Origin of the sequence: Enterobacter sp. NFIX58, from assembly GCF_900110475.1 — a bacterium.
Classification (GTDB): Bacteria; Pseudomonadota; Gammaproteobacteria; order Enterobacterales; family Enterobacteriaceae; genus Enterobacter; species Enterobacter quasiroggenkampii.
This window is the reverse complement of the sequence record NZ_FODW01000003.1, coordinates 173545-195738: the sequence shown is the minus strand read 5'-3', so window position 1 is coordinate 195738 and position 22194 is coordinate 173545. Positions and strand designations below refer to the sequence as shown.

13 protein-coding genes are annotated in these 22194 nt (G+C 59.5%); 4 read left to right on the top strand and 9 right to left on the bottom strand.

Annotation, left to right across the window (positions count from 1 at the left end; all coding sequences use genetic code 11):
• Window positions 1-77: 77 nt before the first annotated feature.
• The 7 genes from baeR to yegD form a co-directional block, all read right to left on the bottom strand.
• Window positions 78-800 (bottom strand): envelope stress response regulator BaeR, encoded by a 723-nt coding sequence (gene baeR / locus BMW97_RS14290; protein ID WP_024908120.1) that lies wholly within the window; start codon window positions 798-800, stop codon window positions 78-80.
• Window positions 797-2200 carry an envelope stress sensor histidine kinase BaeS gene (gene baeS, locus BMW97_RS14285; protein WP_039025016.1) on the bottom strand — a complete coding sequence of 468 codons (1404 nt, stop codon included), beginning with the start codon at window positions 2198-2200 and terminating at the stop codon, window positions 797-799. Before baeS ends, baeR begins: the two co-directional genes overlap by 4 nt.
• Window positions 2197-3612: an MFS transporter gene (locus BMW97_RS14280; RefSeq protein ID WP_045908637.1), complete on the bottom strand. Its 1416-nt coding sequence runs from the start codon at window positions 3610-3612 to the stop codon at window positions 2197-2199. The genes baeS and BMW97_RS14280 overlap by 4 nt, the downstream gene beginning before the upstream one ends.
• Window positions 3613-6690, bottom strand: a complete 3078-nt coding sequence (gene mdtC, locus BMW97_RS14275) for a multidrug efflux RND transporter permease subunit MdtC (protein ID WP_045908636.1) — start codon at window positions 6688-6690, stop codon at window positions 3613-3615. It abuts the gene before it with no gap.
• Window positions 6691-9813 carry an MdtB/MuxB family multidrug efflux RND transporter permease subunit gene (locus tag BMW97_RS14270; RefSeq protein WP_045908635.1) on the bottom strand — a complete coding sequence of 1041 codons (3123 nt, stop codon included), beginning with the start codon at window positions 9811-9813 and terminating at the stop codon, window positions 6691-6693. It abuts the gene before it with no gap.
• The gene (locus BMW97_RS14265; RefSeq protein WP_045908634.1) at window positions 9813-11015 is read right to left on the bottom strand and encodes an MdtA/MuxA family multidrug efflux RND transporter periplasmic adaptor subunit; all 1203 of its coding nucleotides are present in this window, start codon (window positions 11013-11015) and stop codon (window positions 9813-9815) included. The genes BMW97_RS14270 and BMW97_RS14265 overlap by 1 nt, the downstream gene beginning before the upstream one ends.
• Before the next feature lie 268 nt (window positions 11016-11283).
• The gene (yegD, locus tag BMW97_RS14260; protein ID WP_045908633.1) at window positions 11284-12636 is read right to left on the bottom strand and encodes a molecular chaperone; all 1353 of its coding nucleotides are present in this window, start codon (window positions 12634-12636) and stop codon (window positions 11284-11286) included.
• A gap of 130 nt (window positions 12637-12766) precedes the next feature.
• On the opposite strand from yegD, the gene alkA reads away from it, so the two are divergent.
• Window positions 12767-13645, top strand: a complete 879-nt coding sequence (gene alkA / locus BMW97_RS14255; protein WP_045908632.1) for a DNA-3-methyladenine glycosylase 2 — start codon at window positions 12767-12769, stop codon at window positions 13643-13645.
• On the opposite strand, the gene BMW97_RS14250 is transcribed toward alkA, so the two are convergent.
• Entirely contained in the window at window positions 13604-16933 is a 3330-nt protein-coding gene (locus tag BMW97_RS14250; RefSeq protein WP_045908631.1) for a diguanylate cyclase, read from the bottom strand. The genes alkA and BMW97_RS14250 overlap by 42 nt on opposite strands.
• A gap of 343 nt (window positions 16934-17276) precedes the next feature.
• Here BMW97_RS14250 and udk point away from each other — a divergent pair, with 343 nt between their 5' ends.
• From udk to asmA, 3 genes are all read left to right on the top strand, one after another.
• The gene (gene udk / locus BMW97_RS14245; RefSeq protein WP_008500855.1) at window positions 17277-17918 is read left to right on the top strand and encodes a uridine kinase; all 642 of its coding nucleotides are present in this window, start codon (window positions 17277-17279) and stop codon (window positions 17916-17918) included.
• Window positions 17919-18009: 91 nt separating this feature from the next.
• Complete coding sequence (gene dcd, locus BMW97_RS14240; protein WP_024908111.1) at window positions 18010-18591, top strand: dCTP deaminase; 582 nt, start codon at window positions 18010-18012, stop codon at window positions 18589-18591.
• Window positions 18592-18613: 22 nt separating this feature from the next.
• Window positions 18614-20464, top strand: coding sequence for an outer membrane assembly protein AsmA (gene asmA, locus BMW97_RS14235; RefSeq protein ID WP_045908630.1), 1851 nt, complete (start codon window positions 18614-18616; stop codon window positions 20462-20464).
• 75 nt (window positions 20465-20539) lie between these two features.
• On the opposite strand, the gene BMW97_RS14230 is transcribed toward asmA, so the two are convergent.
• Window positions 20540-22123, bottom strand: a complete 1584-nt coding sequence (locus BMW97_RS14230) for a TerC family protein (RefSeq protein ID WP_045908629.1) — start codon at window positions 22121-22123, stop codon at window positions 20540-20542.
• Window positions 22124-22194 lie beyond the last annotated feature (71 nt).

Sequence of the window (22194 nt, the reverse complement as noted above, 5' to 3'; positions counted from 1 at the left end):
GCTGCGGGGCAGGGAGGTAAAGTTATTGTGCCGGGCGGCGGCTTCGCCTTACCCGGCCTGGATTGACCCTCTGCTGGCTAGGCTATCCTGCACGCATCCGCTTCCCAGCGATACCCCACGCCATACACCGCGCGGATAAACGACTGCTCGGCGTCCAGCGCCTCCAGCTTGCGGCGCAGGTTTTTGATATGGCTGTCGATGGTGCGGTCGGTCACCACGCGGTAATCGTCGTACAGGTGGTTCAGCAGCTGTTCGCGGGAGAAGACTTTTCCCGGCTCGTGGGAGAGGGTTTTCAGCAGGCGGAACTCCGCAGGGGTCAGGTCCAGCAGCTTGCTGCGCCAACTTGCCTGGAAGCGGCTTTCGTCGACAATCAGCGGGCTTTCGGCGTCCAGCACCTGAAGCTCGCGCTGCGGCCTGCAGCGGCGCAGAATGGTTTTCACGCGGGCGACTACCTCGCGCGGACTGTAGGGCTTGCAGATATAGTCGTCCGCGCCGATTTCGAGCCCCAGCAGGCGGTCAATCTCTTCAATTTTGGCGGTGACCATGACGATCGGGACGTCGGAGAAGCGGCGAATTTCCCGGCACAGGGTCAGGCCATCGGTCCCGGGAAGCATCAGATCCAGCAGGATCAGGTCCGGCGGGGTCTGGCGCACGTAAGGCAGCACCTGGTCGCCGTGGCTTATCAGTGACGGGGCATAGCTGGCCGCGCGTAAATAGTCGATCAGCAGCTGTCCCAGCTTGGGTTCGTCTTCGACGATCAAAATGCGCGGCGTGTTTTCGTCAATCGGTAACTCGGTCATACTTCTCTCGATAAATCCCGTTCCAGAGGTAACTCTACTGTAATGCTAACCCCGCCAAAAGGCGAATGGGCGGCACGGATCGTGCCATTATGCGCCTCGACGATGTTAACGCAAATCGCCAGCCCCAGACCGGATCCGCCACTGGCGCGATTGCGGGAGCCTTCGGTACGGTAAAAACGTTCAAACAGTTTTTCCAGCTGCGCGTCCTGCACGCCGGGTGCGGAATCCGCGAAGGTAAGGGCAAAGCGCCCGTTTTCCTGTCTGCCGGAAATCAGCAGCCCGCCGCCGCTGTCGGTATAGCGCAGGCTGTTTTCCAGCAGGTTGTTGAACAGCTGCATCAGCCGATCTTTGTCGCCAAACACCACCGCGCTGTCCGGCAGGGAGAGGTCGATTTTAAGGTTGCGGCTGGCAAAGCGTTCGCGGAAGGCGCCGCTCGCCACCTCCAGCACGTTAATGACGTCTACGGGCGCCTTCTGGTAGGCCAGTGCGCCTTCGTCGGACATGGAGAGCTGGTGGAGATCGTCCACCAGCTTGGTGAGCGTGCCCACCTCCGCCTGCAGGGAAGCCACCGATTCGGGCGTAAACTGGCGCACGCCGTCCTGAATGGCCTCGAGCTCGCCGCGCAGCACCGCCAGCGGCGTACGCAGCTCGTGTGAAATATCGGCCATAAAGTCGCGGCGCATCTGCTGGTTTTTCTCAAGCGTGCTGGCGAGCTGGTTAAAGTCCTGCGCCAGCTTGCCCAGTTCGTCCTGGCTGCGGGTATCGACGCGGGTGGTGAAATCCCCGGCGGCGAGCTTGTGCGTGCCTTCCACCAGGCGTTTCACCGGGGCGAGCAGACCGCGCGCCAGCGGGAAGGTGGCGAGCGCGGCGAGCAGCGTGGAGAGCGCGACAATCAGCCAGCTTGTCCGACGCTGCTGGCGGTCAAAGTTGATGTCGGTGTTGCGCGTCAGGCGCTCCACCGGGGAGGCGATAACCCAGCCAACGGTGGCGTTATTCACTTTAATCGCCCGCCGGGTACCGTCCGGCGGTATCGGCGCGCGCGGCCCAACCAGGGGGCGCATATCCTGGTCGATTACCCAGAACTGGGTGCGCCAGCCGTGCGGCGGCATGCCCGGGCCCGGACGATCGTCGCCGGTATCGTGCTCCAGCGAGCGCAGGATCTGGAAAATAAAGCGATCATTGTTGCGCAGAAAACGCCAGTTGCCGTGCTGGGCGTACTGTTCACTCAGCGCATCGCTCAGTCCCTGCAAACGCTGCTCATTGCCATGCTTGATGTAATCAATAAAGCCGCGCTCGAAGCTGACCCGCACCGCCCAGTGCATGGTGATCAGCAGGACGATACAGGTGGCGAAGATCGCTACAAAAAGCTTGCCGGTAATACCCGGACGCCAGAATTTCATGAGCCACTCCTTTTGCCGCGCCTGATGACGACGTTCTTGCTGGTATCATCCGGCACTCTGGCGAAGATGAAAGCGGGCAGGGCGATGATGATCGCCATGCTGAGGTAGGTATACATAAAGACCTGATGCGCCACCGGCGTGTCGACGCTGAGGTGGTGCTGACCGTACATGCCGAGCAGTAACCCCGCAATAGTCACGCCCACGCTCATGGAGAGCTGCATCACCATCGACAGCAGGCTGTTGCCGCTGCTCGCCAGATCGTCCGGCAGGTCTTTTAGCGTGAGGGTATTCATCGACGAGAAGCGCATGGAGTTGATGATCCCCTGGCAGAACAGCACCAGCGGCAGGACGTAGTACCAGCCCATCAGCGCCACGGCCATAAACAGCAGACTGACCAGCGCCAGCCCCAGCGTGGCGGCCACCAGCACGTGTCGGTAACCAAAGCGGTTCACCACCTGCACCACAATGCGCTTCATTCCCATGCTGCCAAGCACCATCGGGATCATCATCAGGCCCGCGTGGAATGGCGAAAAACCCATGCCAATTTGCAGAAAAACGGGCGTCATAAACGGCAGCATCCCGCTGCCGATGCGTCCGGCAAAGCTGCCAGACAGGCCCAGACGGTAAGTGGGGTTTTTAAACAACGCCAGGCTGAACAGCGCCTTGTCGTTTCCTCTGGCGTGCCACAGATACCAGAGTATGGCGGTAACACCGAGCGCGATCAGGAGCCCGAGCGTCAGGGGCGAAATCCCCAGTCCTTTTTGCCCGTCGAGCGCCAGGGTAAGCGTGGCCATACCCGCCGCCAGCAGGATAAAGCCAAAGAAATCAAAGCGCCGGGTCTGCATTTTGTAGTTCGGCATCAGCGCCAGGGTGGCAATCGCGCCGATGATGCCTACCGGGAGGTTGATTAAGAAGATCCAGTGCCAGGAGGCGTACTCCACCAGCATACCGCCCAGCGCCGGGCCCAGCAGCGGCCCCACCTGACCGGGCAGGGTGACAAAGGTCATCGCCGCCATGTACTGCTCGCGCGGCACAATCTTCATCACCGTTAACCGCCCGACGGGCACCATCATCGCCCCGCCGATGCCCTGCAGAACGCGCGCCATCACCAGCTGGTCGAGGGTATTGGCCTGCGCGCAAAACAGCGAGCCGGTGGTAAACAGCACGATGGCGGTAAAAAAGATATTCCGCACGCCGACCTTATCGGCCAGCCAGCCGCTGGCGGGCAGCATCACGGCAACCGTCAGCACGTAGGAGACAATCACCATGTGCATATGCAGCGGGCTCTCCCCCAGGCTTTTCGCCATGGAGGGGAGGGCGGTGTTGACGATGGTCGTATCCAGCGACTGCATAAAGAAGCCGAAGGCGACTATCCATAATTGCCAGCGAACGTTGCTGGGAAGCTCAGTCATTTACCCGTTTACCGTTTCTCTGTTTTTACGCGAAAAGCGCAGCCGCAGGCGGTCGAAGAACAGATAGACCACCGGCGTGGTGTACAGCGTCAGCAGCTGGCTCATCACCAGGCCGCCGACAATGGTGATCCCCAGCGGCTGGCGCAGCTCTGAGCCGTCGCCGCCCGAGATCACCAGCGGCAGCGCGCCAAACAGCGCCGCCAGGGTGGTCATCATGATCGGACGGAAGCGCAGCAGGCAGGCCTGGAAGATGGCCTCTTCCGGCGAGAGGTTGCCGTTGCGCTGGGCGTCCAGCGCGAAGTCCACCATCATGATGGCGTTTTTCTTCACGATGCCGATCAGCAGCATGATCCCGATAAGCGCGATAAGGCTGAACGGCGCGCCGAACAGCTCCAGCGCCAGCAGTGCCCCCACGCCCGCCGACGGCAGCGTCGAGAGGATGGTCAGCGGGTGCACGTAGCTCTCATACAGCACGCCCAGCACAATATAGACCGTGGCGATGGCGGCCAGAATCAAAATCACCTGCGAGTTCATCGTCTCCTGGAATACCTGCGCGGTCCCGGCAAAGCTGCCGCGCACGGTGGACGGCACACCAAGCTGGGTCATCGCGCGGTTGATTGCATCGCTGGCCTCAGACAGTGACGAACCGGCGGGCAGGTTAAAGGAGATGGTCGATGCTGCCGAAAGCCCCTGATGGTTCACCGACAGCGGCGCGTTGGCAGGCTGCCAGCTGGCGAAGTAGGAGAGCGGAATCGCCTTGCCGTCGTTGTTAATCACAAACATTTTGTCCAGGGCGCTGATGTCCTGGGTGTAGCGCGGGTCAACTTCCATCACCACCTTATACTGGTTCATCGGCTGGTAGATGGTGGAGATCTCGCGCTGGCCGAAGGCGTTGTTCAGCAGGCTGTTGGCGGCTTCAACGTTGATGCCCAGCCGTGACATGGTTTCACGGTCGTAGGTCAGGGCCATCTCGGCGCCGTTGTCCTGCTGATCGGAGTTTACGTCAGCCAGTTGGGGAAGGGCGGCCAGCGCCTTGCGGATCTTCGGCTCCCACTCGCGCAGGGCGGCCAAATCGTCCGAGAGCAACGTGTACTGATAGCTGGCGTTCGCCTGTCGCCCGCCGACGCGGATATCCTGAACGGCCATCAAAAACAGGTTTGCCCCCGGCTCTTTGGCGAGCTTCACCCGCAGGCGATCAATCACCTGCTGGGCGGTTTCGTTGCGCTCGCCGCGCGGTTTGAGGGTAATAAACATCATCCCGCTGTTAACGCGTGACCCGCCGGTAAAGCCGGTGACGTTATCCACGGCTTTGTCTTCACGAATGATCTTCATAAAGTCCCGCAGCTTGCCGCGCATCGCCTGGAACGAAATGCTCTGGTCCGCCTGAATGCCGCCCATCAGCACGCCGGTGTCCTGCTCCGGGAAGAAAGTTTTCGGGATGGTGATATACATCCACACGTTGAGCACGATGGTGCCTATTAGCACCAGGCCGACCAGACGCGTATGGTTCAGCACCCACTTCAGCGATTTACCGTAGCCTTCCTGCATTGCCATCAGGAAACGGCCAAAGCCTTTGCGGCGCGGCTGCGAGTGCGGTTTGCTGCGCTTGAGCATCCAGCCGCACATCATTGGCGTCAGCGTTAGGGAGATCGCCAGCGAAATGCCGATCGCGACGGAGAGGGTGACGGCAAACTCGCGCAGCAACCGGCCTGGCAGCCCGCCCATCAGCAGCAGCGGCAGGAACACCGCCACCAGCGACAGGCTCATGGAGAGCACCGTAAACCCCACCTCGCGCGTGCCCTGCAACGCAGCCTGCAGCGGCTTCACGCCCGCTTCCAGATGGCGGGAGATGTTCTCCAGCACCACGATGGCGTCATCCACCACGAAGCCCGTCGCAATCGTCAGGGCCATCAGCGACAGGTTGTTGAGGCTAAACCCGCACAGATACATGGCGGCAAAGGTACCGATCAGCGAGACCGGCACGGCCACCGCCGGGATCAGCGTCGCGCGGCCAGAGCGCAGGAACAGGAAGACCACCAGGATCACCAGCGCGACGGAGATCACCAGCGTTTGCTCCACCTCTTCCAGCGAGGCGCGAATGGTCGGGGAGCGATCCTGGGCAATTTGCAGATCGATTGCTGCCGGGATGGTCTCCTGCAGGTCCGGAAGACGGGCGCGAATGCTGTTCACCGTCTCAATAATGTTGGCCTCCGGCAGCTTGCGGATCATCAGCAAAATCGCCGGTTTGGCGTTGGTCATCCCGGCGTTGCGCACGTCCTGCACCGAGTCGGTGACGCTGGCCACGTCGCTTAAGCGCACCGCCGCGCCGTTGTTATAGTGAATGATGAGCGGTTGATATTCCGCCGCGGTTTTCAGCTCGTCGTTGGTGTGGATCTGCCAGCGGTGGCTGTTGTCCTCAATCGCCCCCTGCGGTTTACGCACGTTGGCGTTGCTGATGGCGGAGCGCACGTCGTCCAGCGACACGCCCTGGTTGAATAACGCCTGCGGGTTTAACCCCACGCGCACGGCGGGCAGGGAACTCCCGCCGACGCTCACGTCGCCGACGCCGTTAATTTGTGAGATTGTCTGCGCCAACTGGGTAGACGCAAAGTCGTACAGCTGCCCCTGTGAGTACGTATCCGAGGTCAGCGTCAGGATCATGATCGGCGCGTCGGACGGGTTGGCCTTGCGGTAGGTCGGACGGCTCGGCATCCCGCTCGGCAGCAGGCTCTGTGCGGCGTTAATGGCCGCCTGCACGTCGCGCGCCGCGCCGTTGATATCCCGGTCGAAGCTGAACTCCAGAATAATGCGCGTGCTGCCCAGCGAGCTGCTGGAGGTCATCTCGTTGACCCCCGCAATCCGCCCGAGCGAACGCTCCAGCGGCGTGGCAACGGACGAGGCCATGGTTTCCGGCGAGGCGCCCGGCAGCGAGGCGCTGACCATGATCACCGGGAAATCCACCTGCGGCAGCGGCGCCACCGGCAGCAACCGGAAGCCCAGAACGCCGCAGAGGGTAATGGCGAGCGAGATTAATATCGTCGCCACCGGGCGATAAATGAAGAGGGCGAAAAACTTCACTTATGCCTCCTCTTCACGTTTCGGGAAGCGGCTTTTGGTCCACAGCGCCAGGCGGTCAAACAGCAGGTAGATCACCGGTGTGGTGAACAGCGTCAGCACCTGGCTCACCAGCAGACCGCCGACCATGCCGATACCCAGCGGACGGCGCAGCTCCGCGCCGACGCCGGTGCTCAGCATCAGCGGCAGCGCACCCAGCAGGGCGGCCAGCGTGGTCATCAGGATCGGACGAAAACGCAGCAGGCAGGCCTGGAAGATGGCATCGCGCGGCGACATCCCCTGTTCGCGCTCGGCGGCCAGGGCAAAGTCGATCATCATGATGGCGTTTTTCTTCACGATGCCGATGAGCAGGATGATGCCGATGATGGCAATCACATCCAGCTCGCTGCCCGCCAGCATTAATGCCAGCAGTGCCCCCACGCCCGCCGTCGGCAGGGTAGAGAGGATGGTTATCGGGTGGATAAAGCTTTCGTACAGCACGCCGAGCACGATGTACATCGCCACGACCGCCGCGACGATCAGCCAGATGGTGTTACCCAGCGCGGCCTGAAACGCCAGGGTGCTGCCCTGGAACTGGGTCTGAATGTCGGACGGGAAGCTGAGATCTTTCTCAGCCGCCTGAATGGCCTCCACGGCTTCGCCGAGTGAATAATTGTCCGGCACGTTAAAGGAGATGGTGGTGGACGGGAACTGATCCAGATGGTTAATCGACAGGGGGGTATAGCGTTCTTCCACCGTGGCGATAGCGCTCAGCGGCACAATGCCGCCATCTTTGCTGGTCAGGCGCACCGAGTCCAGCCCCGCCAGGCCGGGCGTATTTTCGGTGTTGTGCTCCAGCACCACGCGGTATTGGTTCGCCTGGGTGTAGATGGTGGAGATCAGGCGCTGACCGAAGGCGTTGTACAGAGCGTTATCCACGTCCGCCATGGTAATACCCAGACGGCTGGCGGCGTCGCGGTTGACGTTCACATACGCCGCCAGGCCCTTGTCCTGCCAGTCGCTGCTGACGTCCGAGAGCTGCGGCAGGGTTTTGAGTTTATCCACCAGCTGCGGCACCCAGGTGCTGAGCGCGTCCAGCGAGGTGGCCTGCAGCGTGAACTGGTACTGCGTGCGGCTGACCTGGGTATCGATGGTCAAATCCTGAATCGGCTGCAGGTAAAGCTCAACGCCCGGCACGCGGGCCACGGCGTTTTGCAGCCGCTCAATGACGGCGTTGACGCGATCGTCGCGCTCATCCAGCGGCTTGAGGTTGATCTGCAGGCGCGCGCTATTGAGCGACGGGTTGGTGCCGTCGACGCCCACGTAGGAGGTCAGGCTCTCGACCGCCGGATCTTTCATAACAATCTCAGACACCTGCTGCTGGCGCTGGGCCATATTGGCGAAGGAGACCGACTGCGGGGCCTGAAGCGTGCCCTGAATAATGCCGTTGTCCTGGATGGGGAAGAAGCCTTTCGGAATGAAAATCCACAGCATCACGCTGAGCGCCAGCGTGCCGAGCGCCACGCCGAGCGTCGCCCACGGGTGGTTGAGGACTTTCGCCAGCACGTGACCGTAGCCGGCAATAATGCGCTCGAACATGCGCTCGGAGGCGCGCGAGAAGCGGTTTTGTTTGCGCAGCGACTCGTGGCTCAGCATGCGGGCGCACATCATCGGCGTCAGGGTCAGCGACACCACGGCGGAGATCAGAATGGCGACCGCCAGCGTCACGGCAAACTCGCGGAAAAGACGCCCGACGATATCGCCCATAAACAGTAGCGGGATCAGCACCGCAATCAGCGAGAAGGTCAGCGAGATAATGGTAAAGCCGATTTCCCCTGCGCCTTTCAGCGCCGCGGCCAGCGGTTTTTCGCCTTTCTCAATATAGCGGGAGATGTTCTCTATAACGACGATAGCGTCATCCACCACGAACCCGGTGGCGATGGTGAGCGCCATCAGCGTCAGGTTGTTGATCGAAAAATCGAGGAACACCATCACCGCGAAGGTACCGACCAGCGAGAGCGGTACGGCGACGGCGGGGATGATGGTCGCCGGAACGTTGCGCAGGAACAGATAGATAATCATCACCACCAGTGCAATCGCCAGCATCAGCTCGAACTGGGTGTCGGTGACCGACGCGCGAATGTTGGTGGTACGGTCGGAAAGCACCTTCACGCTGACTGACTTCGGCAGGCTTTCGATCAGCTGCGGCAGCATGGTGCGGATGCTGTCGGCGGTTTCGATGATGTTGGCACCCGGCTGGCGCTGCACGTTCATCACGATCGCCTGCTGCTTGTTGGCCCATGCCCCCAGCCAGCTGTTCTCCGCGCCTTGTTCTATGGTCGCCACGTCGCCCAGACGCACTGGCGCGCCGTTCTGGTAGGCGATAATCAGCTGACGATATTCGTCGGCGGACTGCATCTGGTCGTTGGCGGAGAGCGTCACTGCGCGGGTTGGGCCGTCCAGCGAGCCCTTCGCCGAGTTGACGTTCGCGTTGCTGATGGCGCTGCGGATGGTTTCGCTGGTGAGCCCCAGCGCGGCGATGGCCTGCGCGTTCAGCTTGACGCGCACCGCCGGGCGCTGGCCGCCCGCGAGGGTGACGAGGCCAACGCCGGACACCTGAGAAATTTTCTGCGCCACGCGCGTTTCGACCATGTCTTCGACCTGGGTCATCGGGATGGCGGAGGAGGTGACGGCAAGCGTCATGATCGGCGGATCCGCCGGGTTCACCTTGCTGTAGACCGGCGGGTTAGGCAGGTCTGACGGCAGCAGGTTGGTGGCGGCGTTGATGGCGGCCTGCACCTCCTGCTCGGCGACATCCAGTGACAGCGTCAGCTGGAACTGCAGCGTCACGACGGATGCCCCGCCGGAACTCTGAGAGGACATCTGTTTTAGCCCCGACATCTGGCCGAACTGGCGCTCCAGCGGGGCGGTAATGGCGGACGTCACCACGTCCGGGCTGGCCCCGGGATAGAGGGTGACAACCTGAATCGTTGGGTAATCCACCTCCGGCAGCGCCGAGACGGGCAGGAAGCGATAGCCGATAATCCCGGCGAGCAGGATCGCCACCATCAGCAGCGTGGTGGCGACAGGACGGAGGATAAACAGGCGTGAAGGCCCACCTGTAGAGCCCGGCGGCAGCACCTGCATCAGGAGGTCGCTCCCTGTTTCGCCGGTTCAACCACTTCCACTTTGGCCCCTTCGGTCAGGCGGTCAATGCCGTCGGTGACCACGCGGTCGCCTGCGGAAAGCCCGGCGCTGATGACCACCGTCTGGCTGTCCTGAATTCCGGTTTTTACGAGATGCTTGCTGACTTTATTGTCGCTGTTAAGCACCCAGACGAAGTTACCTTCATTACCCATCTGCAGCGCAGCGGTGGGGATCACCACCGCGTTCTCTTCGGTCGCGACCAGCATGCGCGCATTCACGAACTGGTTCGGGAAGAGGGCATCGTCCTGGTTATTAAAGCGCGCCTTCAGCTTGATGGTGCCGGTGGTGGTGTCGATCTGGTTATCCAGACTGAGCAGGGACCCTTCACTCAGTTTCTGCTTGTTGGTGCGGTCCCAGGCTTCCACTACCAGGCCTTTACCGGCTTTTTGCGCCTGCATGACGGTCGCGATATCGCTTTCCGGCAGGGTAAAGACTAAATCAATCGGATGGGTCTGGGTGATCACCACGATGCCCGTGGTGTCGCCGCTGGAGATTTGGTTGCCGATATCGACCTGCTTCAGGCCGACGCGTCCGTCAATCGGCGCGGTGATGCGGCTCCAGTCCAGCTGCAGCTGGGCGCTGGCCACGGCGGCTTCGTCCGCTTTGATAGTGCCCTGCGTTTCACTGACCAGCGACTGCTGGGTATCCAGCTCCTGACGGGACACCAGATTCGTTTTCACCAGTTGCTGGTAGCGGGCTAAATCGCGCCGGGCGTTGGCGAGGGTCGCGTTGTCTTTCGCGAGCTGTCCCTGCGCCTGGGCGAGGGCGACCTTAAACTGGCTCGGGTCGATTTCCGCCAGCAGGTCACCAGCCTTAACCTGCTGACCTTCCTGGAAGTGGATCGCGATGAGCTGGCCGTCGACGCGGCTGCGCACCGTGGCAGTGTTGGCGGCGGTAATGGTCCCGAGACCGGTGAGATAGCGAGGAACGGCTTTATTTACCGCCGTCGCCGCCTGAACCGGCGCCAGGGCGCCGCCGCGCATTCCATGACGCCCTCCGCCCGTGGGGCGCTGAGCCTGGCTGGTGGCACCGGCGGGTGCGGCGGAGTTCGCGGATTGGCTGTGCCAGTACCAGGCGGCGGCAAGGGCCACCACAATGATGCCAGCGGCGATTGCCCAGCGGGATTTATGACTGCCTTTCATCGTTATACGTTCTCATCCTGAATACTTCGGGGAATGATACTAGTTTAGTCAGGCAACACAGCGGAAAAATGGAGGAAATATGGAAGACTGTCGGGAATTGTCTGAGTGTCGCCGGGTGACGCTTCGCTTACCCGGCCTACAAGGTAAATGCGAACGGCAACGGAAGTTGCCGTTTTTGGTGTTTTGTGGGAGATAGCACCAGACCGCACCACAACAACACACGTTTTGTAGGCCGGGTAAGGCGAAGCCGCCACCCGGCACAACCGCACTAGCTAAACATCACCTGCGCCCAGCGTGCCAGACCAGCGGTAACGGAACCAAAGTCATCGCCACCTGCAATCGGAATACCCGGCAGCTGTTCGGCCAGCGCTTTCTTGATCAGCGGCGAACGGGCGCTACCGCCGGTCAGGTAAATCACATCCGGCTTCTCGTTGCTGTTCTCCAGCGCGAGCTGCACCTGTTCCAGAATGCGCTGTAGCGGCTGGGCAAGCGCCGTCTCCAGCCCCTCCTGCGAAATGGCGGTGGCCAGTTCGTCACTGATAAACGGCAGGGATACCGCATGTTCAGCGCGGTCGGAAAGGGCGATTTTGCTCTCTTCCGCGGTACGCACCACGCGGTAGCTGAGGCGCTGACGCCACACTTTATAGAGCAGGGCGACTTTCTCGCCATCCTGAGCATCGCGCACCAGATCGTTAAGGAAGCGGCCGTTGGCGGTGCTGTAAAAATCACTCTGTGCCGGCACGTCGTTGATGGCAATCGCGTTCCACCACGGCAGGATCGGCAGCGCGATGCCTTTTTCCGTTTGCCCGCCCATGCCGAGCAGCGGCATCAGGCTCTTGAATGCCAGGGCGATGTCAAGATCGTTCCCGCCTACGCGGCAGCCGCTGTGCCCCAGCAGGCTGTTTTCGCGGTCGCGCCGGTTATGCCACTGCGGCCCCATCAGCAGCAGCGAGCAGTCCGTCGTGCCCCCGCCGATGTCCACGACTAATACGCGCTTCTCTTCCGTCAGCGTGGCTTCGAAGTCCAGCCCTGCGGCAACGGGTTCATACTGGAATACCACGTCGCGGAAGCCTGCGCGGTGCGCTGCGCGTTCCAGGATCCCCTGCGCCTGCTGGTTGGCCTCGTCGCCGCCCAGCCCCTGGAAGTTGATCGGACGGCCAATCACCGCCTGGGTAATCGCCTCTGGGACCTGCGTCTGCGCCTGGTTGCGGATGTGCAGCATCATCGCACACACCAGGTCTTCGAACAGCGCGACCTGCTGCGGCTTCAGGCCGCTGGCGCCGAGGAAGGATTTTGGCGACTTAACGAAATAGACCTCTTCGGGGTCTTCAATGTAGTGTCCGAGCGAGGAGAGGCCGAACTGCACGCTGGACGGCGTAACGTCGATATCTTCCTCGCGGTTGAAGCTGACGGCACGGCGTAACAGCGCCTGGGTTTCCGCCGCCGAAGCCGGAACCTGATGGTGGCGGAACAGCCATTCGCTCACCGCTTCACGCGTCGGTGCGCAGAGCATTGACGGCAGTAGCGTGCTCTCTTTTTCCATTTTCAGGAGCCGTGGCTGCCCGTTTTGCATAATCGCAACCGAGCAGTTTGCCGTACCGTAGTCAAATCCAATAAACACGATGAATCCCCATGCCGGTGAGAAGGGGCGAGACTTTAACGAAATGTCCGCATGGCGACAACAGGAATATGAAAGCAAGGCGAAACAGGACCTTTCCGTTTATGCTGTGAAGAACCCAAAAGGAGAGATGATGTACACCCTGAACTGGCTTCCCCCTTACGACTGGCAGTGGATGTTTGGCTTTCTTGGCGCGCGTGCGGTGACGGGCATTGAAACCGTCACGCCCGACTACTACGAGCGCAGTTTTGCCTGCGAGGGACATCAGGGGATCTTCCGCGTGACGCCGGATATCGCAACCCACACGCTGGTCGTGACCCTCAGCCCGGGGTTAATTCCGGTTGCGCAGCCGTGCCTTGAGCGCATCGAACGCCTGTTCGATCTTGCCTGCAATCCGCAGCACATCGCAGAGACGCTGGGCGATCTCGGTGCTGCAAGGCCGGGCTTACGTTTGCCGGGAGCGATGGATGCTTACGAGCAGGGCGTCCGGGCGATTCTCGGGCAGCTGGTGAGCGTGGCGATGGCGGCGAAGCTGGCGTCACGCGTGGTGGCGTTATGCGGTGAACCCGTGGCGGATTGCCCGGGCTATCTCTGCTTCCCCACGCCGCAGGCGCTGGCGGCAGTGGACCCGCTGGCGCTGAAAGCGTTGGGCATGCCGGTAAAGCGCGCGGAGTCGCTGATTCATCTGGCGCAGTCGGTTATCGACGGAACATTTCCGCTTTTCCCGCCCGCGAATATAGAAGAGGGGATGAAGGCGCTACAGCAGCGGCCGGGGATAGGGCGCTGGACGGCAAATTATCTGGCCCTGCGCGGCTGGCAGGCGAAAGATGTGTTTCTGCCGGATGATTACCTGATTAAACAACGCTTCGCCGGAATGACGCCCGCGCAAATTCGTCGCTATGCCGAACGCTGGAAGCCGTGGCGCTCCTATGCGCTGCTGCATATCTGGTATACCGACGGCTGGGCACCGTCAGTTGATCGCGAAATAACTGGTATTGAGAAGAAGATCTAATGGCTGCGGCTCAGCGATGGTGTCACCAAAGATAAAATCGATGCCGATACCGGAGAGCGTATCCATCATGATGGGCTGGTTACAGGGGCCTGCAATGGTTTTCATTCCCAGACGCTGGGCGTGGCCCTGAACAATGGTCACCATCATCTCATCCATCAGATTGCCGTACACGTTGGTTACCACCTCCGCATCCAGCATCAGATAGTCGGCCATGTTCGCGGTCAGGTGGGTAAAGACGTTCATATCGCGTCCCACCTGGCTGAAGATCACGCGGCAGCCCGCCTGACGGAGCTTTTGCAGACCCCGATGCAGGTTCTTATCCGGATTGCACACCACATCGACAGAGATAACCAGATGCAGCAGACGGCCCGGCATCGGGCTTTTATCCAGCAGGTCGAGCAGTTCATCGACCAGCGTCACGCTGGCTAAACCGGCCTCCGAGAGCGGCAGCGCCACCCCCATGCCTTTACTGGCGATCTGGGCGGCTGAGGTGCGGAAAAACTCGCTAAAGATCCGCCTGTCGAGGGCGTGCAGAAGCTCTGGTTCCGCCAGGCCCGAGCGGAAGGCATGCTCTTCCTGAACTTCGCCCTGGCTGGTCCACAGGCGTAACGACAGCAGCCAGAAATTACTGCTCTCAGGGATGCGCGGTGAGGCGACGCTGCGGGCAATCATCATCAGATGATTGTCTTTAATCATGTGCCACTGTTCATCAAGCGACATCATGCTGCGCGTGTGGTGATCCCGCTCCTGCTGGGGTTCATACACCGTCACCATGCCACGTCCGCTGTTTTTTGAGGCGTAACAGGCAATGTCCGCCTGCGACATGATCTCCGACGCCTGATGGTTATTTTCATCAATCAGCGTGATGCCGGCGCTGGCGCCGATCCGGTGCAGGCGGCCTTCCCACATAAAGTGATAGTCGTTGATGGCATGAATCAGGCGACCGGCGATATAGCGCGCGCTTTCCAGATTGCAGTCCGGTAAAAGTAACCCGAACTCGTCCCCGCCCAGACGCGCCAGCACGTCGCTGGAGCGGAGCATGGTTAACATCAGGGAAGCCAGTTCCCGCAGCAGGGCATCGCCCGCGGCGTGGCCAGCCGTGTCATTGACGGCTTTGAAGCGATCGAGGTCGATAAACACCAGGGCATGACGCTGGCGCGTTTCGCGAACGGTCTGCAGGAGCCGTTTAAGATGATTTTCGAAGCTGACCCGGTTAGCCAGATGGGTCAGGGCATCGTGGGAAGCGCTGTAGCTGAGCTGGCGCAGCATTTTGCGCGACTCGGTCACGTCCTGAATCACGATCACCGAGCCGATATTCTGTCCATCCAGCGTGCTGAGCGGCGTAATGCTGTAGTGGATATCAAAATTGCCGCCGGTACGGCAGTTCAGCACCACGTCCTGATCGATATCGGAACGGGACATATCGCCGCTGTGAATATTCTCCATCAGCGGCCCTTTTTCACCAAAGGTGATGTGTAACACCTTCAGGATCGGCTGACCAATAGCTTCGGTCTGCAGCCAGCCGCTCATTTTCTCGGCGACCGGGTTCATAAAGGTGACGTTCATGTTGATATCGGTGCACAGCACTGCTTCACCGATGGAGTCGAGGGTAATGTGCAGACGCTCTTTTTCCTGGAAAAGCGCCTCGTTAAGCTGCTTAACCTCGGTCATGTCCATGTTGATACCGAGCAACCGTTCGACTTCCCCCTGCTTATTGAGCACCCGGTTCGCCAGGGAGCGAATATGACGCACGCCTTCCTTCACGCGAATGCGGAATTCCAGCTTAAACGGCAGACGGGAAATCAGAGAGTCCCGCAGCACCTTCTCTGCGTGGGCGCGATCTTCCGGCAGCATCGTGTCGTGCCAGAGCTGCCAGGTGGGCTTGATGTGCGGCGGAATTTCATACAGTTCAAACATCCGCTTATCCCAGCTGATAACGTCGGGTTCCAGATCCCACTCCCAGATGCCGATGCCCCCTGCTTCGTTTGCCAGGGTGATGCGCTCCATCAGGCGTTTATTGACCCACTCGGTCTGCTTCAGGTCGTTAATGTCTTCAATCTGGGCGATAAAATAGAGCGGCGAGCCGTCGGCATGGCGCACCACGGAGACGGCAAGAAGCGCCCAGACCACTTCTCCATCGCGCGTGTAATAGCGCTTCTCGAGGGTATAGGTATTGATGTCGCCGTTAATGAGCTGTTCGAGCTGCTCCAGGTCGGTATTCAGATCTTCCGGCCAGGTGAGCTGCTGGAAGGTCAGCGACTGGAGCTCCGTCTGGCTGTAGCCGAGGAAATTGCACAGCGCCTTGTTCGCCTGAAGCCATTTTCCTTCGATGCTGACCAGCGCCATACCGATGGCAGAATATTCCATTGCGTTACGAAAACGCTCTTCGCTTTCGGTGATGTGTTTACGCTCGGCGCGGAAGGCATACATCACCATGGTCATAACGTTAGCGGGCAGGAGCAGCATCAAGAACGGCAGCCAGGGGGCGTTCAGCATCGGCCCGGCGTGCTGGGTGGTCAGCGCCAGAGGGTTGCGGGCAATCATCAGCGACACCACCATCACGGTGACCAGAAACACCATGAACGCTTCCATCCGCGGCAGGCGCACGGCGCTCCACATCAGCAGAACGATCACGCAGGTGAAGGGCCACGGCAGCCAGGTGATGGCTGCCCAACTGAGGGCTAACGTCACGGCCAGCGTGGTCAGCGTTTCCAGCAGCAACCGCGGATCGCGGTGGCGCAGCAGATAATGCGGCTTAAACAACAGCCCTAGCGGCACCAGCGCCAGCGCGCCAATCGCTTCTGACAATACCCAGACGAAGAAATTACGCAGTGGCTCTGGGCCGGGGGCCAGCAGGGTCACCAGAATACCGCCCACCAGCGGAGGCACCAGTGCGCTGCCGATGGCCACGCGGATCCAGTCGTTCAGATTCTGCAGCGGGTTGTACCAGGGGAGCCATTTGCGCAGAAACAGCGCACCGATAGCGGCCTCAATGACGTTGATCGAAGGATAGATGAGGCTGACCGATCCCCAGGAGAACAGCATCCACGAGGCCAGAACATTACCGAACGAGCAGGCCAGGGCAATGCCCGGCCACATTTTTCCGGCATGGCGGTAGAACGCCACCATCATAATGGCGGTGGGGAACCAGAGCGGAGCCAGCAGGGTGCCGAAACGGGTGAGTTCCAGCGAAAATAAGGTAAAGATAAAGGTGACCAGGCCCAGACAGACAAGTCGTGTTAAAGGATGTGGGGTAGTCACCAAAACCCGCTGGTATTGTTTATTCATTACCGCTTTATCCAGAGACGCCATGCCGTCAGGGAAGATGTCCGAACGCGTGAATTTGATAATTTGGTTTATGCTAGTACAAACAATTTACAATTCATATGGTGACCGCTCAGAATTTGACACCACAGACTTATTAAATACTTACTCCGTTAAAAAAAACGGTGAAACGGTGAAAAAATGGTCATTTAAATTTCATTCAGGGAATAAGTTGTCACTTTTCGGCCAGTCTCGCAGAACCTGTGCATTCGACTGGTATCACGCCCGCGAAATCCCTATAATTGCCGCGTTTGACGCTCCGGCGTCGTCCTTCCTTAACATCCAGGTTAATCAGGTCGCTAAATTTATGACTGATAAGTCTCATCAGTGCGTCATTATAGGCATCGCCGGCGCATCGGCTTCAGGTAAAAGTCTAATTGCCAGTACGCTTTATCGCGAACTGCGTGAACAAGTAGGTGATGAGCATATCGGCGTCATTCCCGAAGACAGCTATTACAAAGATCAATCCCATCTGTCGATGGAAGAGCGCGTTAAAACGAACTATGACCACCCCAATGCAATGGATCACAGCCTGCTGTTCCAGCATTTAGAAGCGCTTAAGAGCGGTCAGGCGATTGAACTGCCCGTTTACAGTTATGTCGAACATACCCGTACCCAGGAAACGATCCGCATCGAGCCGAAAAAGGTCATTATCCTTGAAGGCATCCTGCTGCTGACCGATGCCCGCCTGCGTGAATCCATGAACTTCTCGATTTTCGTCGATACCCCGCTGGATATCTGCCTGATGCGCCGCATCAAGCGTGACGTTAATGAACGCGGCCGTTCAATGGACTCCGTGATGGCGCAATACCAGAAAACGGTCCGCCCAATGTTCCTGCAGTTTATTGAACCCTCCAAACAATACGCCGATATTATCGTGCCGCGCGGGGGTAAAAACCGCATTGCGATTGATATCTTAAAAGCGAAAATCAGCCAGTTTTTTGAATAAGCCGCGTGAATTGTGTACCGTTCAGAGATAACCTGGTTTTACCCTGAGCGCTTACCGACTCAGGGTACGTTGCATGAAAGGAGAAAGAGGCGTGCGTCTTTGTGATCGCGATATAGAAGCCTGGCTGGATGAAGGCCGTTTGTCTATTACCCCGCGTCCACCTGTTGAGCGTATTAATGGGGTGACCGTTGATGTCCGGTTGGGGAATAAATTCCGCACCTTTAGCGGCCATACCGCACCGTTCATCGACCTCAGCGGTCCGAAGGACGAAGTCAGCGCCGCGCTCGATCGCGTGATGAGTGATGAAATCGTTATCGACGACGGCGAAGCCTTTTATCTGCATCCGGGTGAACTGGCGCTGGCGGTCACATTTGAATCCGTCACCCTGCCTGCGGACCTCGTCGGCTGGCTTGATGGCCGCTCTTCGCTGGCGCGACTGGGGCTGATGGTACACGTGACCGCGCACCGTATCGATCCAGGCTGGTCAGGACGTATCGTGCTGGAATTCTTCAATGCCGGTAAATTGCCGCTGGCGCTTCGTCCGGGCATGATGATCGGCGCGTTGAGTTTTGAACCGCTGTCAGGCCCGGCAGACAGGCCGTATAACCGCCGCCAGGACGCAAAATATCGCGACCAGCAGGGTGCGGTTGCCAGCCGTATTGATAAAGACTGATCGTTAGTCCATTGAGGATGCCATGAGAAGAGTTCTGACAACGCTGATGATTTTGCTGGTGGTGCTGGTGGCTGGCCTTTCGGCGTTGGTTCTGCTGGTTAACCCCAATGACTTCCGTGCTTACATGGTGCGGCAGGTCGAGGCACGAAGTGGTTATCAACTGAAGCTTGATGGGCCGCTGCGCTGGCACGTCTGGCCGCAGCTCAGTATTCTCTCTGGCCGCATGTCGCTCACGGCGCCGGGGGCATCCCAGCCGCTGGTTTCCGCAGACAACATGCGCCTTGATGTGGCGCTGATCCCGCTCATTTCCCATCAGCTGCAGGTGAATCAGGTGATGCTGAAAGGCGCGGTGATTCAGCTCACCCCGCAAACCGAGGCCGTGCGTGATGCTAACGCACCGGTGGCACCGCGCGAAAATACCCTGCCTGATGAGCCGTCTGATACAGGCTGGTCCTTTGATATTGGCAAACTGAAAGTGGCCGATAGCGTACTGGTTTTCCAGCATGAGCACGAAGAGCAGGTCACCGTTCGCAACATTAACCTGCAGATGGAACAGGATGCACACCATATTGCGTCGGTGGAATTCAGCGGGCGCGTGAACCGCGATCAGCGCGATCTGACCCTGTCGCTGAATGCCAGCGTTAACGCGTCAGACTATCCGCACCAGCTCACCGCCGACATCCAGCAGCTGGACTGGCAGTTGACGGGGGCCGATCTTCCCACCCAGGGGATCGCCGGGCAGGGAACGCTGCAGGCCGTGTGGCGCGAGGAACAAAAACAGCTGGAGCTGGATAACCTCAACCTGCAGGCAAATGACAGTAGCCTGAAAGGGCAGGCCAGCGTCACGCTCGAAGAAAAGCCGAAGTGGGTGCTGAATCTGCAGTTTGACAAGCTCAACCTTGAAAATCTGTTGCCGCCTCTGCCAGCCAGCGCCACGGACAGCAATGCAGCGCAGACGGGGCAAAGCCAGGCAGCGGTATCACGCCCGGTTATTTCGTCGAATCTCGATCAGCCTGACTATAACGTCCTACGCGGATTCACGGCGGATATTCTGCTGAAAGCCAATAGCCTGCGCTGGCGCGGCATGGACTTTACCGACGTGAGCAGCCAGATGTTTAACCATAACGGTTTGCTGGTGATCTCCGAACTGAGTGGCAAGATGGGCGCAGGGCACCTCTCGCTGCCCGGCACGCTGGATGTCCGTAAAGACGTTGCCAGCGCCGAATTCCAGCCGCGTCTCGATAACGTTGAGATAGGGACCATCCTGAACGCGTTTAACTACCCGATATCCCTGACGGGGCAGTTGACGCTGGCGGGGGACTTCTCCGGCACGAAAATTGATGCCGAGGCGTTCCGCCGCGAGTGGCAGGGACAGGCGCATCTTGATCTGAAAAACTCCCGTATGGAAGGGCTCAATTTCCAGCAGCTGGTGCAGCAGGCGGTAGAGCGCAGCAGCGATGTGAAAGCCCAGGAGAACTACGACAGCGCTACGCGACTCGACAGCTTCACCACGGACCTGACGCTGGACAACGGACAACTCTCTCTCGACGGAATGCAGGGTACCTCTTCATTCTTATCATTGACGGGCGAAGGTAAGCTGGATCTGGTCAAAGAGACGGCGGACACGCGCTTTAACGTGCGGGTACTTTCCGGCTGGCAGGGAGAAAGTAAGCTCATCGACTTCCTGAAAGAGACGCCGGTCCCATTGAGCGTATACGGCAAATGGCAGGCTCTGAATTATAGCCTCCAGGTGGATCAGATCCTGCGTAAGCATCTGCAGGATGAAGCGAAACGTCGGCTGAGCGGCTGGGCGGATCGTAATAAAGATTCGCAGGACGGCAAGGATGTGAAGAAGCTGCTGGATAAGCTGTGATGCCTGTTGCGCCGGGTGGCGGCTTCGCCTTACCCGGCCTACAAAAGCCTGACGCCGTTGCGCCACCCGACTTTTTTACACCTCAAAATCCAGTTCTTCCTCATCCCGCAGCGGTATCAGCTGAACCTTCTGCACGCGATGGTTTTCAATTTGTAGCGTTTTAAGCCGATAGTCGCCTACCTGAACCTCTTCCCCCGGCTGCGGGATACGCTGCAGATACTCCATCAGCAGACCGGCAATGGTGTGATATTCTCGCTTTTCATCCAGCGGCAGCGGGACATATTGCACCAGATCTTCCAGCGGCATATGGCCGTTTGCCGTCCACGAGCCATCGGCGTTTTTCTGAATGTCGTGGCGGGCATCAATCTCATCCACCTCGTTTGGCAGATTACCGGCAATGGTTTCCATCACGTCGCTGAGCGTGACCAGTCCTTCCACCGAACCAAACTCATCCACCACAAAGGCAAAGTGGGTCCGCGCGTTACGGAACTGCTCAAGGGCGGAAAGCAACGGCAGCCCCTCCGGGAAGACCAGCGGCTGGCGAACCAGGACGCGGAGATTGAGCGGCTCGCCGTGAAGCTGCTGCTGGAGCAGGTCAATGACGTGCACCACGCCCAGCAGCTCCTCTTCCGCTTCCCCGCCGGTCACCACCACGCGTGTGTGCTGGTTTTTATCCAGCAGGGCGCGAATGTGCGCTTCCGGGGCCGTCAGGTCAATATGCTCTATATCATGCCGCGACGTCATAATGCTGCTGACCGTACGCTGGTTAAGATTGAGCACCCGCTCAATCATCCGTCGTTCCTGCGGGTCAAAGATCTGCCCATCACTGTGGTCGGCCAGCATGGCGGAGGATTCGGCGTCCAGCTCTGCATCCTCTTTCTTACCGCTTAACAGGCGCATGACCGTGTCGGCCGTACGCTGACGCAGCGTCTGATTTGCGGAAAGGAAGCGGCGGCGGTTGAATATCGCAAGCTGGTTAAGCGCTTCAATCATGACGGAGAACCCGATGGCGGCATACAGGTAGCCTTTCGGAATATGGAAGCCAAAACCGTCGGCCACCAGGCTAAAGCCAATCATCAGCAGGAAGCTCAGACAGAGGATCACGATGGTGGGGTGACTGTTCACAAAACGGGTCAGTGCCTTGCTGGCCATAACCATCAGCGTGATGGCAATAATGACCGCGGCCATCATCACCACAAGATGGTCCACCATCCCGACGGCGGTGATCACCGAGTCCAGGGAGAAGACCGCATCCAGCACCACGATTTGCGCGACCACCGGCCAGAATTTTGCCCCGCGGCGCTGGGTCGGGTTCTCGCTGTCTTTGCCTTCCAGCCGCTCGTTGAGCTCCACGGTAGCTTTGAACAGCAGGAACAGGCCGCCGAAGAGCATGATCAGATCGCGGGCGCTAAAGCTCAGACCGTGGATGGAGAACAGAGGCTGAGTGAGCGTGACCAGCCAGGAAATAGAGGCCAGCAGCAGTAGCCGCATGACCATCGCCAGCAGCAGCCCCGTTACGCGCGCGCGATCGCGCTGGGAAGGGGGCAGTTTTTCAGCGAGGATGGCGATAAAAACCAGATTATCAATCCCGAGCACCAGCTCGATGACGACCAGCGTAACCAGCCCGGCCCAGATTGAGGGATCGGCAATCCATTCCATAGTAGTAGCAATACCTTCTGTAACATGACGAATGACACAATTCGATCATGGATAAAGCTGGGGGAAATTGC

Coding starts and splice junctions, on each gene's coding strand:
- baeR (WP_024908120.1), bottom strand. CDS start 800: ATGACCGAGTTACCGATTGACGAAAACACGCCGCGCATTTTGATCGTC.
- baeS (WP_039025016.1), bottom strand. CDS start 2,200: ATGAAATTCTGGCGTCCGGGTATTACCGGCAAGCTTTTTGTAGCGATC.
- BMW97_RS14280 (WP_045908637.1), bottom strand. CDS start 3,612: ATGACTGAGCTTCCCAGCAACGTTCGCTGGCAATTATGGATAGTCGCC.
- BMW97_RS14270 (WP_045908635.1), bottom strand. CDS start 9,813: ATGCAGGTGCTGCCGCCGGGCTCTACAGGTGGGCCTTCACGCCTGTTT.
- BMW97_RS14265 (WP_045908634.1), bottom strand. CDS start 11,015: ATGAAAGGCAGTCATAAATCCCGCTGGGCAATCGCCGCTGGCATCATT.
- alkA (WP_045908632.1), top strand. CDS start 12,767: ATGTACACCCTGAACTGGCTTCCCCCTTACGACTGGCAGTGGATGTTT.
- BMW97_RS14250 (WP_045908631.1), bottom strand. CDS start 16,933: ATGAATAAACAATACCAGCGGGTTTTGGTGACTACCCCACATCCTTTA.
- udk (WP_008500855.1), top strand. CDS start 17,277: ATGACTGATAAGTCTCATCAGTGCGTCATTATAGGCATCGCCGGCGCA.
- asmA (WP_045908630.1), top strand. CDS start 18,614: ATGAGAAGAGTTCTGACAACGCTGATGATTTTGCTGGTGGTGCTGGTG.
- BMW97_RS14230 (WP_045908629.1), bottom strand. CDS start 22,123: ATGGAATGGATTGCCGATCCCTCAATCTGGGCCGGGCTGGTTACGCTG.